Genomic DNA, 16127 nt, shown 5'->3' with positions numbered 1-16127 from the left:
TGCTGCCTGCCTCAACGTCATGCTACTGGCTCCCTTGCCACCATTTGGCGGAGAAGACCCGCGCTTTGGGTGGGGGAAAGTCCCGGGAGGTAAGCCGAGCCGACGGCGATGCCGATGGCCGGCAGAGCCAGCGTGTCCGGGTAGTACATATACAAAGTGCGGTGGTGGGGCTGGAACCTGGACTTGAAAGCGGCCAACGACTTGAAGCCGTACATGGGTTCCAGTGCATTTCCCAGCAGCGCCAGAACCCGGTCCAGCGCGCTGTGGTCGCCGTCGTCCGTGCCCGCGCCGCTGTTGGCGAGGGGCGACCCGGACAGCGAAATGCTGGGGACGTTCTCCTTGAAATGGGTAACTGCAGAGGCGATGAGGAACTCCATGACTCCCTTGAACCCCGTGGTGCGGCGCCGCATGAAGTCCAGGGTCCACCCGGAGATGGAGCCGTTGCTGAAGACAGGCAGCCAGCTGGTCACTCCATGGACCAGTCCGTCGTCGTCCACCGCCACGCAACAAAGGACCTCCGGATCCTTGAGTTCGTTCAGGCCGCCAAGGGTGAACCCCATCTCGGGGAGGGCTTTGTCGGCGACCCATTCCTCGGAGATCTCTGCCAGTTGTGCCCTGATCCCGGGAGGCATGTCGCGGTAGTGGTACCAGTAATCCTTGATGGACAGCTTGTCCGCACGGTTCAGTGCCGTGCGGACGTTCTGCCACTCTTTGCCTTTGAAGGTCATGGCCTGCACGTTGAGCAGCGTCTCCTCCGCCACGTCCAGTTTTTTGAAGCCCTGCGGCATAAGCGCTGCATCCAGTTCATCCGTTGCCGAGTAGAAGCAGGGGATCAGCCCCAGCCTGGAGCAATGGCCCAGGAATCCCGAGGCTGCCTCCACATGATGTTCCGGGGCTCCGATCGGACCGGCTACCGTCAGGGCGACGCCGTTATGGACCTGATAGGCCACTCCTGCGCGCCGATCAGGAGTGAACCAGTACTGGTTGTTGTCCCACAGGGTCATCCACGACAGGGTCCCGCCACCGGCATGCAACAGCTCACGGGCATGGCCCAGGTCCGCGGAAGGATCAGTGGCTATGTCCCGGAACCGCCGGAAGTTGTTCAGGACCAGCACCAGGATGCACAGCCAAATGATGACTCCGCCCAAGCCGTAAAGTACGGTGCTCAGCAGTCCCTGGGGCAAGTCAACAACGAAGGGCACGGGAAACGGAACCAGGATATGGGTCAGTTGCCCGGCCAGGTCCAGCAGGGTGGAACGGCCAGCGTTGCCCTCCAGGAACCAAAAAACCACGTACAGCACGACGGCGGCGACCGCCAGGGCCAGCGAGGTCCGCCCCAGGGTGCGGTATCCGGCATCGCTGGACTCCACCCGGAACTTGTGCCGGTTTCCCACGAGCAGCGTCAGGACGATGACCGGGGCCAGAACTGCCGGTACTGCGTACAGCAGCAGGTAGCCGAAGTCCTCATCGCCCAGCGTGACATCGGGATCGGTCACGTATTGAAGAATCGACAGGACGGTGACAGCGGCCAGGTACGCCTGGATGACCAACGTCAGTCGGTAGGCGAGCCGACGGCCACGCCTGAGCCCTTCAGCGCAGACCAGCAGAAGCAGGACCGGGATCACCGTCAGGATGGCTGCGCCGAAGCTTCGGACCCCCACGATTCCCTGGAGGGTCACACAGTTCGGATCGTTCCCGCAGGCTTCCTGGACTTCGTCCGCGTCCGGGCTTGCCTGAAGCATGACTTCTGCGACCACTGAGAGCGGCCCGACCTCCCAGGTACCGGTCAGTTGCGTCAGTAAAGGCCCGACGGCGAAGACCCCCACCACAGTGCCGACCAGGAACCTCGTTTCCCGAAGGCTGGACGAATGAAACGATCCTTCCCTCCGGCGGAGCACCAGGGACTGGATGGCCCAGCCTGCCAGAACGCCAATCACGGCACCTGCAAGGGCCTGGAGGGTCTGGGCGACGCCAACAAAAAGCGCGAACATCAACGTGGCGGCCAGCAACCACGTCCGCAGCCGCCGACGCCACAGGGAGCCCAGGGCCGCCGTCGAACATCCCAAGGCAGCGGCAGCCCCGCCATAGGCGCCAACCGCGTATTCACCGCCGAGGAAGCTCAGCCACTGGTCGCTGGAGTTGGTACCGAAGGTCACCAGCCCCACCAGCACCAAAGCGCTGAGGGCCGAACCCGCAACGAACGCTGCAAGGGCGAGCCACGGTCCCATGACGCGCTCGGCGATTCCTACGCCCAGCAGGATCGCGGCTGTGCAGGCAACGTAATCAAGCAGGGATGAGGCAAAGAACCCGGACGTAAACACGGACCACCAGGGACCGGGCTCCACGGCCAATCCGAGACCCACCTGATTCAGGAGGTCAACACTGGGCCCGTTGAGCAGGCTCCCAGTAGCGATACCCACAAGCCAGGGCAAGGCTGCGAGAGCCAACGTCAGTGGCAACCTGCGCACAGCGGTCACGCCGCGAAGGCTACCCCTGAATGCCCCAGCCGTGCTCATGTAGTGTCCCCTTCACCGGTCAGGCACCGGTTAAGCCCGGTTCGCCACCATTCTGCCTTGCGCGAAGGCGCAGGGGGAGAGGGCGGGGCGTCGCGGCTGGTGGTTATCGGGCTTAGTCACGCTTCCACGGGCCCGGGTTGACGCGGTACAGCACGGCAGCGCCGATGACTGCCCCGAGGATCGCCCCGAACAGCGGGCTACCGGCGGCGCGCCCGAGGAACGCACCAGCGACTGCGCCAAGCATCGCGCCGAGGAAAAGGCCACGGCCGTTACGGTGCGGTTTCTTGGTCATGCTCACAGCCTACGGTCTCATTGCCAGTGGATGGCTTGTTGTTAGTGGACGGCTTGTTGTTAGTGAATGGAGGGGACCGTGCGGGGACGGACCACAAGCCACAGGGCGGCAGTGGATCCGCTGAGGCACACCGCCATCACCGATCCCATGGGCACAGCGGAGCCCACACCGAGCCAGCCGACAATGGGTGGGACAATTCCCGCCATCATGAACTGGGAGGCCCCCAGGAGCGAAGCTGCCGTTCCGGCCCGTGCGCCGTGGTTGGCCAAGGAGAGCACCTGGACGCAGGGGAACATGAAGCCAGTTGCGCAGATATAGAACCACAGCGGTATCAGGATGCCCCACAGACCGACGTGGGACAGGTCAAGGACGATGATCACGCCGGCCATCAACACCATGAAGAGGGTTGCTCCGGCCACAATCCACTGCGGAGCCACCCGTCGAATGAGGCGCGAGCTGATCTGGACACCTGCAACGATGCCCAAGGAGTTGATGCCAAACAGCAGGCCATACTCCTGCGGGGAAAAGCCGTAGATATCCTGGAACAGGAACGTGGAGGCCGAAAGGTACGCAAAGAGGCCACCGAAGTTCAGGCTTCCCACCATCACCATGCCCACGAAGATCCTGTCGCCCAGGACCGATTTGTAGCGCTGGACCACGGTGGTGCTGGACTTACCCCGCTGCTCTGCCGGGAGAGTCTCACGGATGAAGAAGATCGATGCCAGGATCACCAGGAGGCCGTAACACGCCAGGAAATAGAAAATCCCCGGCCACGGAAATGCCAACAACAGCTGGGAGCCGATAACGGGCGCGAGGATGGGGGCCAATCCGTTGACCAGGGACATCCGCGAAAACATCTTCACCATTGAATAGCCGTGGAAAAGGTCGCGGACCATGGCCATGGCCACGACGCCACCGCCGGCGGCACCTATACCCATCAGGACGCGGAACAGTGACAGCATCCCGATGTCCGTCGACAAGGCAGCACCCAGGGATGAACCAATATGGACGGCCGTTGCCAGGATCAGCGGCAGGCGGCGTCCCACCTTGTCGCTGAAAGGGCCCACCACCAACTGGCCAAGGCCAAAACCCACAGTGGTTCCGGTCAGGGTGAGCTGGATGGCAGCTGCTGAGACGTCAAAGCTCTTTTCGAGGGCGGGGAAAGCCGGGAGATAGAGATCGATCGTAAAAGGGCCCAAGGCGGTCAGGGCACCCAGCAGGAGAATGTAGACGAGTTTTTCGCGTCGGCTCAGAGAATCGCCCGGAGCTGTTGGAGGGGTCACGATCATCAATCCTATGGCCAAGATCATATTTATTGGGCCTATCCCAGGCGCGCCGTAGCGTGCTCCGAAAGTTGAGCAGGAACCTGAATGATAGTTTTGTGGACAGGTGCGCGCGGCGATCCTTATCCGGCCGCGTTCGCCCTCACGATGCCCAGAGGAAGCAGTTAGGCGGAACCCATGAGTGGACGTCACACCGGCCGGACCAGTCAAGGACCAGCCATTCGTACTTTGCCGAAGACCCTCAAGCTCGTTGCGCGGTTGGCCCCACGGCAAATAAACGACGAAATTGCCTTGGCCAAGGTGGAACTCAAGCGCAAGGCCACGCAGGTCGGCGTCGCAGGTGCCTTCTTTGGTGTAGCGCTGGTTTTCCTGGCCCTGTTGGTGATCGCGCTGGTGGTCGCTGCCATTCTGGGCCTGGCCACCATCATGCCCGGTTGGCTCGCCGCCCTGATCGTCGCTGCGTTCTTCCTGGTGGTCATTGCCATTGCATCCTTGATCGGCATCGCCAAGTTCAAGAAGGCCATGCCGTTGGTGCCTGAAGACACCATCCGCGGCATCAAGCATGATCTCGGTATCGCCAAGGAGGGCTCGGATTTCGACGAGTCCATCCTGGACCCGAACTCCCCGGCAGCAAAGGCTGCCAAGGCCGAGAAGGAAGCCGCCGCGCAGAAGGCCAAGGCAGAAAAGGCGGCCAAGGAAGCTGCCAAGGAAGCCGACGCCGTCAAGGCTCCCACGGAGGCCGAACTTCGTTCCCGCCTGAACAAGCGCCGTCAGCACCTGACGGGTGTACGCGACGAGCTGGGCGAGCAGTTGGACGTCAAGAAGCAGGCTCAAGCCTTGCTGGAAAGTGCCAACGGCAAATTCCAGGAGGGCAGAGAATTCGCTGCTGCCAAGTTCGCGGACATCAACGCCTCAGTACCGGAGAGCCTGGGCGAACGGTTCGCCGCACGCTGGAAGGACCTCGCAGCGTTCGCAGCGGCTGCCGTGGTGTTCGTCGTTGCACTGCGAAAGTTGCGGCAGAAATAGCAGCAGCCGGCAGCGCTGAACACTGGACATGAGGAAAGGGGGACAGGATGAAATTGATCGGTGCTGGCTCGCACCCGGATCGACCCCAGGTCGACCACGATTCCATCCTCACCGTCCCCAACATCGTCACTGTCCTGCGTTTCATGGGTGTGCCCCTGTTCGTGTGGCTTGTCCTCTCCGAACAGGAATACGGCTTCGCTGTCCTCGTGCTGGTGATCATGGGCAGCACGGACTGGGTGGACGGCTACATTGCCCGGCGCTTCGACCAAACGTCAAAGCTGGGCAGGATCCTCGATCCCATGGCGGACCGGGCCGCGCTCCTGGCCGTCGCTTTGACTTTGGTAATCGCGGGCGTCGTGCAGTGGTGGTACCTCGCGGCGTTGCTGATTCCCGACGCGATATTGGCTACTGTGTCGCTGATCTATTTCCGCAGCCACCCCGACCTGCCAGTCAGCATCATCGGGAAGATCCGAACGGCACTGTTGTTGGTTGGAACGCCGCTGCTGGTCCTGTCCAAGCTGCCTGTCCCGTACACGGAGGTCTACCTCGTGGGGGCGTGGACGTTCCTGGGCCTCGGACTGGCAGGTCACTGGATTGCTGCTTACAACTACTTTTGGGCCATCTTGCGTAAGGGTAAAGAACTGAAAACCAACGACGGCGGACACGGCTGATGGTGTGGCTTGCCGTTTTCCTGGCGGTACTCGGCGCATTCTTCCTGGCCATTGGTGCCCAGAGGCAGGGCAGCGCGGTCAAGGCCGATACTGGCGGCTTGGCCCTTAGTTCCAACGGCTTCCTGAGGCTCCTGCGAAACCCGCGCTGGATTCTGGGCCTGCTGTTCCTTGCCTTGGGCATGGTGATGAATGCGATAGCGCTGGTATCCGCGCCGCTGACGGTGGTCCAGCCGATCGGTGCCATCGCGCTGGTCATTACCACGGTGGTCAATGCGAAAGACCAGGGCCTCTCCATCAACCGGGCCACGGTGGTTGCCATCAGCGCATGCGTCACCGGTTCCGCCCTCTTCGTGTTGCTTGCGGTTAACGTCACCCAGGAAAACCATCACGTGAACTCCGAGGACGAGCTCACCATCGTCTTGCTGCTTGCCCTGGCTGTGGGCATCTTCGGAACGCTCGCCGTGCTGTTCAGGCACCGTATGAACGCCTTCGTCTACATCCTGGGCGCCGGTGTGCTCTTCGGGTTCGTGGCCGTGCTGACCCGCATCATCGGCAAGCACCTGCTGGATCCGAACGGACTCTTCCTGCTCAACGTCCAGTGGTACACGCTGATCGCTATCGCTGCGGCCGGTGGCCTGGGCTCATGGTTCGTCCAAAGCGCATACTCCGGAGGACCGCCGGACCTGGTGATCGCAGGGCTGACTGTCATTGACCCCATGGTGGGCATCGCCATTGGCATTGTGATCCTTGGTGAGCTTCGTCCCGATGTGCACGCCGTAATGGCGATAGCCATGGCTGCAGCGGCAACGCTTGCTATCGTTGGGGTTATTGCCCTGAGCAGGCACCATCCGGAAGTCACCAAACGCAAGAAGGACGCGAAGGCGGCTGGCAACCGGAAGGCTTAGGGCAACGTCTTACCCTTGCGCCACCGCTTTTGCGGGCGGCAACCCGGCGACACCGCAGCATTGCCACAAGCAAAGCTGTCCGCACCGTGACCATCAGGAGTTCTCCACGTGACCATTCCCGACACCAGCAAACCCCTTACGATCTTGATCGCGGCAGACACCTATCCGCCGCACGTCAACGGCGCCGCCCAATTCGGCTACCGCCTGGCCAAGGGTATGACGGCACGAGGACACAACGTACACGTGCTGGCCTGCCGGCAGGACAAGGGCAAGAGCTTCACGGAGTTCCGTGATGAGGCAACGGTGCACCGGCTTCGCTCCCACGGCGTCTTCACCCACGAGTACTTCCGTATCTGCTTCCCGTGGGAAATCAAGAAGGAAATCAGCCTGCTGTTCGATAAGGTGCAGCCGGACGTGGTCCACATCCAAAGCCACTACATGATTGGCGAGCACGTCCTGTACGAGGCCGTGAAGCGTGGCATCCGCATCGTGGCAACCAACCACTTCATGCCCGAAAACCTGAACCCTTTCCTGCCGTTCCCGCAGTGGTTCAAGGACATCGTGGGCCGCATTTCCTGGAAGGACATGGGCAAGGTCATGGGCCAGGCCGATGTCGTCACCACGCCCACGCCGCTTGCTGCCAAGGCCATGCACCAGCACGCCTTCCTGCGCAAGGTCCTGCCCCTGTCCAACGGCATTGACTCGGCCGCCTACGAACTCCAGCCGGGCGAATCGATTGAACCGAACAGCTACCCCACGGTCCTTTTCGCGGGTCGACTGGCTGAGGAAAAGCACGTTGATGTACTGATTGACGCCGTAGCAAAGACGCCCCGTGAGCTCAATGTGCACTTGGAGATCGTCGGCGGCGGTGAGGTCCGTCCGGCGCTCGAAGCGCAGGTGGCCAGGCTTGGGCTGGGGGACCGGGTGAAGTTCCTCGGGCTGGCCAGCGACGAAGACCTGCGCGAGGCCTACATCAAGGCCGACATCTTCTGCATGCCGGGAACGGCCGAACTCCAGTCGCTGGTGACGCTCGAGGCAATGTCCGCATCCACGCCTGTGCTGCTGGCCAACGCCATGGCGCTGCCGCACCTGGTCCGCGACGGCGAAAACGGGTACCTGTTCACGCCCAACGACAGCGGTGAACTCGCAGCCAAGATCACCAAGCTCCTGCAACTGCCCGAGGACCAACTGAAGGCCATGGGCAAGCTCAGCCGCGAGATGGTGGAGCCCCACAGCATCAACGGCACCCTCCAGACCTTCGAGGACCTCTACCGGGGTGCTTCGTACGAGGACATGGTGGTGTGACCAAAGCACACCCTGGCACCTATTAGAATTGCTGGAGTGCTTTGCCCGGAACGGCCGTTTATTGACGGGCTCTCCGGGTTTCACGGGGCTATAGCTCAGCTGGTTAGAGCGCGGGACTCATAATCCTAAGGTCCTCGGTTCAAGTCCGAGTAGCCCTACATTTGCACTGAAGCCGTGGCCCACAATCCTGGATTGTGGGCCACGGCTTTTTAACGCCCTCCTTGGCGTTGGCGTGACTGGCGGCCGTTGCAGATATCCAGGTCCGTGGGGTAAGTTACTGATCAGTAACTTATTACCCGCCGGTAACATGGCCGCCCAGCCTGGCTCTGGAGCCCACGGCCTCGCCGGAATCCAGACGTGGTCGCAGGTGACCACCTTGAAGGAGCGCACATGTCCAACGCTGCATTCGACGCCACCACCCTTCCGTATGCCGATGGTGACTTCTACGCCTTTGAGCAGATGCTGACCGGCAAGGAGCAGGACCGTCTCGCTGAGGTCCGCGATTTCCTGGCCCGCGAGGTCAAGCCCATCGCGGTTGACTGCTGGAACCGCGGTGAATTCCCCATGGACCTGATTCCGAAGCTTGGTGAGCTCGACTTGGTGAGCCCGGTTCGACGCCAGGGCTACTCCAACCTGTTCGCCGGCATGCTCCATGCTGAAGTGACTCGTGCCGACGCCTCCATTGCCACGTTCATGGGTGTCCACGACGGGCTCTTCACCGGGTCCATCGAGGCGCTGGCCTCGCAGGAGCAGAAAGACGCTTGGCTGCCGGATATCTACTCCCTGAAGAAGATCGGCGCCTTCGGGCTGACTGAGCCCCTGGGTGGTTCGGATGTGGCCGGTGGCACCCGCACCACCGCCCGGCGCGACGGTGATCACTGGATCCTCAACGGTGCCAAGCGCTGGATTGGCAACGCCACATTCTCTGATTGGGTGGTCATCTACGCCAAGGATGTGGCAGACAACCAGGTCAAGGCTTTCCTGGTGGACACCACCCTGCCCGGCTACTCAGCCAGCAAGATCGAGAACAAAATCTCCCTCCGCACTGTGCAGAATGCGGATATCACCCTGGACAACGTTGTGGTTCCGGACTTCTTCAAGCTGGCCAACGGCAACAGCTTCCGCGACACCAACAAGGTCCTGAAGGTCACCCGGTTGGCTGTCGCGTGGCAGGCAGTGGGACTCCAGATGGCAGCATTCGATGTCGCGCGCAGCTACGCCGTGGAGCGCCAGCAGTTCGGACGCCCGTTGGCTGCGTTCCAGCTTGTGCAGAATCAACTGGTCCAAATTCTCGGCAACACCGTGGCCTCCATGGGCATGATGGTTCGCCTGGCGCAGCTTGAGGACGCCGGGGCGGCCAAGGATGAACAATCCGCTTTGGCCAAGGCCTTCGCCACCGCACGCATGCGCGAAAGCGTTGCTTTGGGGCGGAGCATCCTGGGCGGCAACGGCATCGTCACTGACTACGGCATGGCCAAGATCTTCTCTGACGCGGAGGCCATCTACTCCTACGAGGGCACTCACGAAATCAACACCCTGGTGACCGGCAGGGCAATCACCGGAGTATCGGCCATCGTCTAGCGACCCCGACGATGCGGCGGGGGCTCATTCCAGTGGCAGCAGGACGGATGGCCGCATGTCCTGCACGAAGTCCAGCGGATTGACGTAGTCCTCGCCGCGCCGCACTCCCCAGTGCAGGCAAGTGACGCTGCCGCAATGGCCCGGCTCAACGGCGCCAAGGGCCTGCCCCTTGCGCACGGCATCGCCAGGTTTCAGTCCGCTGGTCAGTGGCTCGAAGCTGCTCCGCAATCCGTCGCCGTGATCGATCGTCAGGACGGGCCTGTCGACCACGGTGCCGGCAAAGGTCACCACGCCGTCCGCCGGCGCGGTGACGTTGCCGCCGTCGGGCGCTGGGCCCAAATCAACGCCACGGTGCCCGCTCATCCATGGTTTGTCAGGCGGGTCGAACGTCCGCAGGACGGACGGCTTGGGGGAGAGTGGCCAACTCCACTGTCCCTTGACCGTGGGTGCGGCGGCGCTGGTTCCGCCCGAAAGGGCGATAGCCAGGATTGCGGACAGTGCGAGCTTCAAAAGGGTCATGGATCAAGCCTTCCGTGGCGACGTGGGCGGGTCGATCCCCGGGGTGGCCTATGTGGACAAGCGATGTGATCCGCGGTCAAAGTTGCGGGGTCCCTGTAGTACACTTGGTGGAGCAGTTTGCTGTGCCCTCAAGCTTGTTCAGGAGCATGTCTCATTCAGATATGTGGGGGTCCCAGGCTGACTACGCGTATCCAGCCCACCACCAGCGAAGCCGTTCGGCTTTAGTCTGTGGAGGATTGTGCCTCTTGCGGTCCGCTGAAGCCTGTCGGCTTGAGTCGGATGAGAAGTGCAATGGATGCCAGGAGCCAGGCCCGTCCGGGCCACAGGCTAAACAACCGTCAACTATTGGCAGGGTAAGAGCAGCCCCATGGGCTCTCTCATGAATGACCTGCCGGAAGGAGCGTCGGCATGCCCGTCGTAACCATGCGCCAGCTGCTTGACAGCGGCGTCCACTTTGGACACCAGACCCGTCGTTGGAACCCGAAGATGAAGCGCTTCATCTTCACGGAGCGCAACGGCATCTACATCATTGACCTCCAGCAGTCGCTGTCCTACATCGACCGCGCCTACGAGTTCGTCAAGGCTACTGTCGCCCACGGCGGCACCGTCCTGTTCGTCGGCACCAAGAAGCAGGCTCAGGAAGCAATTGCCGAGCAGGCTACCCGTGTTGGCCAGCCGTACGTCAACCAGCGTTGGTTGGGCGGTATGCTCACCAACTTCCAGACCGTCGCCAAGCGTATCCAGCGCATGAAGGAACTCGAAGAGATTAACTTCGACGACGTCGCAGGCTCGGCCTACACCAAGAAGGAGCTCCTGCTCCTCAAGCGTGAACTCACCAAGCTCGAGTCCAACCTCGGCGGTATCCGCAACCTGACCAAGGCTCCCTCGGTCCTGTGGGTTGTTGACACCAAGAAGGAACACCTTGCTGTTGACGAAGCCAAGAAGCTGAACATCCCCGTTGTTGCCATCCTGGACACCAACTGCGATCCCGACGAAGTCGACTTCCCGATCCCGGGTAACGACGACGCCATCCGCTCCGTCAACTTGCTCACCCGCGTTGTTGCCGATGCCGTAGCTGAGGGCCTCATCGCCCGTAACCAGCGCGCAACGGGCACCACCGAAGCTCCGGAAGAGCCGCTGGCCGAGTGGGAGCGCGAGCTCCTCGAAGGCAGCAAGGCCGAAGAAGCCGCAGCAGCAGAGGCTCCCGCTGAAGAAGCTCCGGCAGCCGAGGCTCCCGCAGCAACTGAAGCTGCAGACGGCGAAGCCGAAGCAGCCAAGTAAATCTGGACCTTCCCTGATGTTGGAAACAGCCTCGGGGGCAACTGACAGGATGGCAGCTCACGCGGTGGGCTGCCGTCCTGTCAGTCCGTAAACACACAAATTTCTAGACAGAGGGGTTCACATGGCGAACTACACTGCTGCTGACATCAAGGCCCTGCGCGAGCGCACCGGCGCCGGCATGATGGACGTCAAGAAGGCTCTTGACGAAGCCAACGGTGACGCCGAAAAGGCCATCGAGATCATCCGCATCAAGGGCCTCAAGGGCGCTACCAAGCGCGAAGGCCGCTCCACCGCTGAAGGCCTGGTTGCTGCCAAGGTCAACGGTGGCGTTGGCGTAATGATCGAGGTCAACTGCGAGACCGACTTCGTAGCCAAGTCTGACAAGTTCATCCAGCTGGCCGACAAGGTCCTCAACGTTGCAGTCGAGTCCGGCGCAGCCGACCTCGAAACCCTGCTGGCCACCGAGGTCGACGGCAAGCCGTTGTCCGAGGTTGTCGTCGAAGAGGGCGCTGTCCTCGGCGAAAAGGTTGTTGTCCGCCGCATCTCCCGCGTTGAGGGAACCACGGTTGACGCCTACCTGCACAAGACCTCCAAGGACCTCCCAGCCCAGGTCGGCGTCCTGTTCGCTGTTGACGGTGAAGGCGAAGCCGCTGCAACCGCAGCACACGACATCGCTGTCCACGTTGCAGCCATGGCTCCGAACTACCTGACCCGCGAAGACGTCCCGGCCGAACTGGTCGAGTCCGAGCGCCGTATCGCCGAAGAGACCGCAAAGGCTGAAGGCAAGCCCGAAGCTGCTCTTTCGAAGATCGTTGAAGGTCGCGTGACGGGCTTCTACAAGGGTGAAGTTCTGGTTGACCAGGCATTCGCCAAGGATTCCAAGAAGACCGTTGCGCAGGTCCTCGAAGAAGCCGGCGTCAAGGCAACCGCAGTAACCCGTTTCCGCGTAGGAAACTAGTAATTCATGAAAAGGGGTGGTCACTTCGGTGGCCGCCCCTTTTTCATGCACCCGTCCGGGTAGTATCTGCGCGGACCCACAGCACGATAATCTAGCCAGAGTCCACCAACGGGAAGGCACCATGGAAACCGTCAACACTGCAATCCAGCCCGAGAAGACCCGCCGACGTGTACTTCTGAAGCTTTCCGGCGAGGTCATCGGCGGAGGCAAGCTCGGCGTCGATCCTGAAACCGTCCGGGCTATCGCCAAGCAGATCGCGGCAGCCGTATCCGACGTCGAAGTTGCGATCGTCGTGGGCGGTGGCAACTTCTTCCGGGGCGCCGAACTGTCCCAGAGCGGCATGGACCGTTCCCGCGCCGACTACATGGGCATGCTGGGCACGGTCATGAACTGCCTCGCCCTCCAGGACTTCCTGGAACAGGCCGGCGTGGAGACCCGCGTCCAGAGCGCCATCACCATGGGCCAGGTAGCGGAGGCCTACATCCCGCGCCGGGCCATCCGACACATGGAAAAGGGTCGTGTGGTCATCTTCGGTGCCGGCGCAGGCCTGCCGTACTTCTCCACTGATACAGTCGCTGCCCAGCGTGCCCTGGAGGTTCACGCAGACGTGGTCCTCATGGCCAAGAGCGGCGTGGACGGCGTCTACACCGCCGACCCCAAGAAGGACCCGACAGCAGAAAAGCTTGACGTCCTCAGCTATGACGATGCCCTGCGCCGCGACATCCGGGTCATGGACCAGACAGCCATGACCATGTGCAAGGACAACCAGCTCTCCATGGTGGTCTTCGGCATGGAAGGCGAAGGCAACGTTACCCGTGCCATCCTCGGCGAAACGCTGGGAACCCTGGTTACTCCCTAGCAAGGGCTAGGATATTTCTAGGACCGTCCGCCCCACGTGGCGGATCTTTACTATGCATTTCTTTACCGTGCAGTGCCGCCTGACGTTGGGCAGCAACTACTTTCTGAGGAGAAACCCGTGATCGAAGAGACCTTGCTCGAAGCCGGCGAGAAGATGGACAAGGCGGTTGAGGTAGCCAAGGACGATTTCGCCACGATCCGCACGGGCCGGGCCAACCCCGGCCTGTACAACAAGGTGATCGTCGAGTACTACGGCACACCCACTCCGCTCCAGCAGTTGGCTTCCTTCGGTGTGCCCGACGCCCGCACCATCCTCATCACGCCCTACGACAAGACCGCACTGCGGGACATCGAAAAGGCACTGAGCGACTCCGAGGTGGGCGCCAACCCCTCCAACGACGGCAACGTTATCCGCGTGACCATCCCGGAGCTCACCAAGGAGCGCCGCAAGGAATACGTGAAGATCGTCAAGGGCAAGGGTGAGGACGCCAAGGTCTCCATCCGCAGCATCCGCCGCAAGGCGAAGGACAGCCTGGACAAGCTCGTCAAGGACGGCGAAGCCGGCGAAGACGAGGGCGCCCGCGCTGAGAAGGAGCTCGACGCCCTGACCAAGCAGCACGTCGACAGCATCGACGAACTGCTCAAGCGCAAGGAAGCCGAGCTGCTCGAGGTCTGATGAACCAGGCAGAGCCGGCGCCCGCTGAGCGGGTCCCGACACGCGACACCCCCAAACGCGCCAGGCGTATACGGGCAAATCCCACCCCCAAGGCGGGACGCAACCTTCCGGCGGCCATCGGCGTCGGGCTTGCCATGCTGTTGGCCGTCCTGGGCGGCCTGCTGTTCCTTCCGCTGGGGTTCGTCCTCCTGACCACGGCGTTTGCGGTCCTGGGTGTCTGGGAAGTTTTCCGGGCGCTCGAAGCACAGGGCACCCGGATGCCGATCATCCCAGTGATGGTCGGCAGCCTGGTGATGCCGGTCTCTGCTTATTTCGGTGGCCTTGAAGGGCTGCTGTTCACCATGACGGCGAGCTCCGTGGCCGTCCTGTTGTGGCGTTCCATCGAAAGCGCAGCGGGGGCGCCGCGCAGCGTGTTCGCTGGAGTTTTCACCCTCGCCTGGATTCCGTTCCTGATCAGCTTCGCTGCGTTGCCGTTGCACGCAACAGGCGGGGCAACTCCGGTGGGTTTCTGGCCCAACGGCATCCCGGACGGGGCGTGGCAGATCGCTTCGATGCTGCTTTTGGTCGTTTCCAACGACACCTTCGGTTACATCGTTGGGGCATCCTTCGGCAAGCACCCCATGGCCCCGAAAATCAGCCCAAAGAAATCCTGGGAGGGTTTCGCCGGATCGGTTGGTGGGGCCATGGTGATCGGTGTCCTGGCCTGCATCTTCATCCTTGACAGGCCGTGGTGGATGGGGCTCATCCTGGCTCTCGGCATGGTGGCCGCAGCCACCGCCGGAGACCTCGCCGAGTCCATGGTCAAGCGTGAGCTTGGCGTCAAGGATATGAGCAGCATCCTGCCCGGCCACGGCGGCGTTATGGACCGTTTGGACTCCATCGTGTTCGCGGCCCCTGTAGCCTATGTTCTGTTCGCGCTGCTGAGCGGCGTCTGACAAACCAATGAAGGAAAAGTAGTGTCAGTGGATATTCGACGCCAGATTCCCGCCACGTTCGACCGTGTGGAGCGCAGCAAGTACGGCTACAACGCCAAGCAGGTGGATGAGTTCCTCCAGCGCGCCAAGAAGTCGTTCGAGAGTCCTGTAGGAGCTGCTGACCAGATAGCCAGTGGCGACGTCCGTGATGTGGCTTTCGACCCCGTCAAGGGCGGATACGACGCGCACAGCGTCGACGCCGCGCTGGATCGCCTGGAGGACGCTTTCGCTCGCCGCGAGCGTGACGACCTCATCAACCAGCAGGGCGAGGAAGCGTGGCTCCGCCAGATCGGCAAGCTCTCCGGCATCCTCCGGGGCAGGCTGCACCGGCCTGACGGCGAGCGGTTCCGCCGCCCGTCCAAAAAGCGTGTCCGCAGCTACAACGTCCAGGACGTCGACGCCCTGTGCGCGGAACTCATCGGTTACCTCGAGCACGACCAGACCCTCAGCGTGGACACTGTCCGCCGGGCTGTCTTCCGTGCAGCCAAGGGCGACGAAGGCTACGAAGAAGCCCAGGTCGACGCGTTCCTGGCACGCGTCGTTGAACTTATGGCTGCGATCGACTAGGCCCTTTTTTCGGTAGATCGCGAGACCGGCGGGTTGTTTTTCCAGACCTCAAGGTACCTGCGATGTCCCCTGGCCAGTGAAGTCACGAAGAAGGCCAGGGCGGCTACTACTGCAATGCCAACGGACAGGGCCACGGGCAAGCCTCCCACCAACATCGCGGACCCCAGCAGCAGTGCGATGAGGGCGGAGTTGACCGTCCCCATGAACACCATGCTGCTCCCGGCCACTTGGCTGAAGTCACGGCGGCCGCCAAAAAAGTAGTAGGTCCGCTTGGCCCCTTCTTCGTCGTCGTGAAAGCTGGCCATGAGGTACGGCGCAACGCCGGGATCCAGGTCCACGTAAGCGGCGCGGAGCCGATTCATGGCGATGACGTACATCAGGTCTTCCATGCCCACGCTCATCACGCGTACGTGCGTGAGCAGTCCAACCACTACGTCGATGCTGAGTATGGTCAGCGCAAAGGCCCTGAACGCATCCGAAAACTGGGTGGCGTTTCCCACCAGCGCCACGCTGAGCAGGCTGGCTGAGGTGAAGGTGAGGAACATGCTGATGCGGGTGAGGACCTCGCCTTGGGTGGTGCTCCTGGAAGCGAGCAGGCTCCAATGCTCGGTGGCCAACAACTGCGCCCGGACAGCGGGCGGAAACTCGGTCGCTGTAGCCGGTGGATCGTAGCTGACCGGCCGTGGTTCCTCGGACATGGCGTCATTGTCCACCT

Annotated in this window: 16 protein-coding genes and 1 tRNA gene; 12 read left to right on the top strand and 5 right to left on the bottom strand. The window is 62.1% G+C overall.

Annotated features, from left to right (window positions below; translation table 11 throughout):
* Window positions 1-17: 17 nt before the first annotated feature.
* From ACNQOP_RS08975 to ACNQOP_RS08965, 3 genes are all read right to left on the bottom strand, one after another.
* Entirely contained in the window at window positions 18-2516 is a 2499-nt protein-coding gene (locus tag ACNQOP_RS08975; protein ID WP_416404222.1) for a bifunctional lysylphosphatidylglycerol flippase/synthetase MprF, read from the bottom strand.
* 112 nt (window positions 2517-2628) lie between these two features.
* The gene (locus ACNQOP_RS08970; protein WP_257368476.1) at window positions 2629-2808 is read right to left on the bottom strand and encodes a complement resistance protein TraT; all 180 of its coding nucleotides are present in this window, start codon (window positions 2806-2808) and stop codon (window positions 2629-2631) included.
* A 59-nt stretch (window positions 2809-2867) separates the two neighbouring features.
* Window positions 2868-4097: a multidrug effflux MFS transporter gene (locus ACNQOP_RS08965; RefSeq protein WP_416404220.1), complete on the bottom strand. Its 1230-nt coding sequence runs from the start codon at window positions 4095-4097 to the stop codon at window positions 2868-2870.
* A gap of 171 nt (window positions 4098-4268) precedes the next feature.
* Here ACNQOP_RS08965 and ACNQOP_RS08960 point away from each other — a divergent pair, with 171 nt between their 5' ends.
* The 6 genes from ACNQOP_RS08960 (at window position 4269) to ACNQOP_RS08935 (ending at window position 9579) form a co-directional block, all read left to right on the top strand.
* Entirely contained in the window at window positions 4269-5117 is an 849-nt protein-coding gene (locus ACNQOP_RS08960; protein ID WP_257368475.1) for a phage holin family protein, read from the top strand.
* A gap of 47 nt (window positions 5118-5164) precedes the next feature.
* Window positions 5165-5788, top strand: a complete 624-nt coding sequence (locus ACNQOP_RS08955; RefSeq protein WP_284987927.1) for a CDP-alcohol phosphatidyltransferase family protein — start codon at window positions 5165-5167, stop codon at window positions 5786-5788.
* On the top strand, window positions 5788-6693 hold the full coding sequence (locus tag ACNQOP_RS08950) for a DMT family transporter (RefSeq protein ID WP_257368472.1): 906 nt from the start codon (window positions 5788-5790) through the stop codon (window positions 6691-6693). The genes ACNQOP_RS08955 and ACNQOP_RS08950 overlap by 1 nt, the downstream gene beginning before the upstream one ends.
* A 108-nt stretch (window positions 6694-6801) precedes the next feature.
* Window positions 6802-7998: a glycosyltransferase gene (locus ACNQOP_RS08945; RefSeq protein ID WP_257368471.1), complete on the top strand. Its 1197-nt coding sequence runs from the start codon at window positions 6802-6804 to the stop codon at window positions 7996-7998.
* A gap of 84 nt (window positions 7999-8082) precedes the next feature.
* Window positions 8083-8156: transfer RNA gene (locus ACNQOP_RS08940), tRNA-Ile, on the top strand.
* A gap of 232 nt (window positions 8157-8388) precedes the next feature.
* Entirely contained in the window at window positions 8389-9579 is a 1191-nt protein-coding gene (locus tag ACNQOP_RS08935) for an acyl-CoA dehydrogenase family protein (RefSeq protein WP_416404217.1), read from the top strand.
* A 24-nt stretch (window positions 9580-9603) separates the two neighbouring features.
* On the opposite strand, the gene ACNQOP_RS08930 is transcribed toward ACNQOP_RS08935, so the two are convergent.
* The gene (locus tag ACNQOP_RS08930; protein WP_416404215.1) at window positions 9604-10098 is read right to left on the bottom strand and encodes a M23 family metallopeptidase; all 495 of its coding nucleotides are present in this window, start codon (window positions 10096-10098) and stop codon (window positions 9604-9606) included.
* Window positions 10099-10506: 408 nt separating this feature from the next.
* Here ACNQOP_RS08930 and rpsB point away from each other — a divergent pair, with 408 nt between their 5' ends.
* The 6 genes from rpsB to ACNQOP_RS08900 all read left to right on the top strand — a co-directional run bounded on the left by rpsB (window position 10507) and on the right by ACNQOP_RS08900 (window position 15412).
* Window positions 10507-11379 (top strand): 30S ribosomal protein S2, encoded by an 873-nt coding sequence (gene rpsB, locus ACNQOP_RS08925; RefSeq protein WP_211711727.1) that lies wholly within the window; start codon window positions 10507-10509, stop codon window positions 11377-11379.
* 121 nt (window positions 11380-11500) lie between these two features.
* Entirely contained in the window at window positions 11501-12337 is an 837-nt protein-coding gene (tsf, locus tag ACNQOP_RS08920; protein WP_211711728.1) for a translation elongation factor Ts, read from the top strand.
* 121 nt (window positions 12338-12458) lie between these two features.
* Complete coding sequence (pyrH, locus tag ACNQOP_RS08915; protein ID WP_211711729.1) at window positions 12459-13196, top strand: UMP kinase; 738 nt, start codon at window positions 12459-12461, stop codon at window positions 13194-13196.
* Between the two features lie 117 nt (window positions 13197-13313).
* Window positions 13314-13871 (top strand): ribosome recycling factor, encoded by a 558-nt coding sequence (gene frr, locus ACNQOP_RS08910; protein ID WP_090819256.1) that lies wholly within the window; start codon window positions 13314-13316, stop codon window positions 13869-13871.
* A complete protein-coding gene (locus ACNQOP_RS08905) occupies window positions 13871-14806 on the top strand; it encodes a phosphatidate cytidylyltransferase (RefSeq protein ID WP_416404213.1) in 936 nt (311 codons plus the stop codon). Before frr ends, ACNQOP_RS08905 begins: the two co-directional genes overlap by 1 nt.
* 21 nt (window positions 14807-14827) lie before the next feature.
* Window positions 14828-15412 (top strand): DivIVA domain-containing protein, encoded by a 585-nt coding sequence (locus ACNQOP_RS08900; protein ID WP_284987932.1) that lies wholly within the window; start codon window positions 14828-14830, stop codon window positions 15410-15412.
* Here the strand turns inward: ACNQOP_RS08900 and ACNQOP_RS08895 are convergent.
* Window positions 15409-16110, bottom strand: a complete 702-nt coding sequence (locus ACNQOP_RS08895; protein ID WP_416404211.1) for a hypothetical protein — start codon at window positions 16108-16110, stop codon at window positions 15409-15411. The two genes, ACNQOP_RS08900 and ACNQOP_RS08895, sit on opposite strands and share 4 nt — an antisense overlap.
* Window positions 16111-16127: the final 17 nt, after the last annotated feature.

Origin of the sequence: Arthrobacter sp. LFS091, from assembly GCF_047977885.1 — a bacterium.
GTDB lineage: Bacteria > Actinomycetota > Actinomycetes > Actinomycetales > Micrococcaceae > Arthrobacter.
The sequence above is the reverse complement of the archived record's forward strand: the minus strand, read 5'-3'. Positions and strand labels throughout refer to the sequence as shown.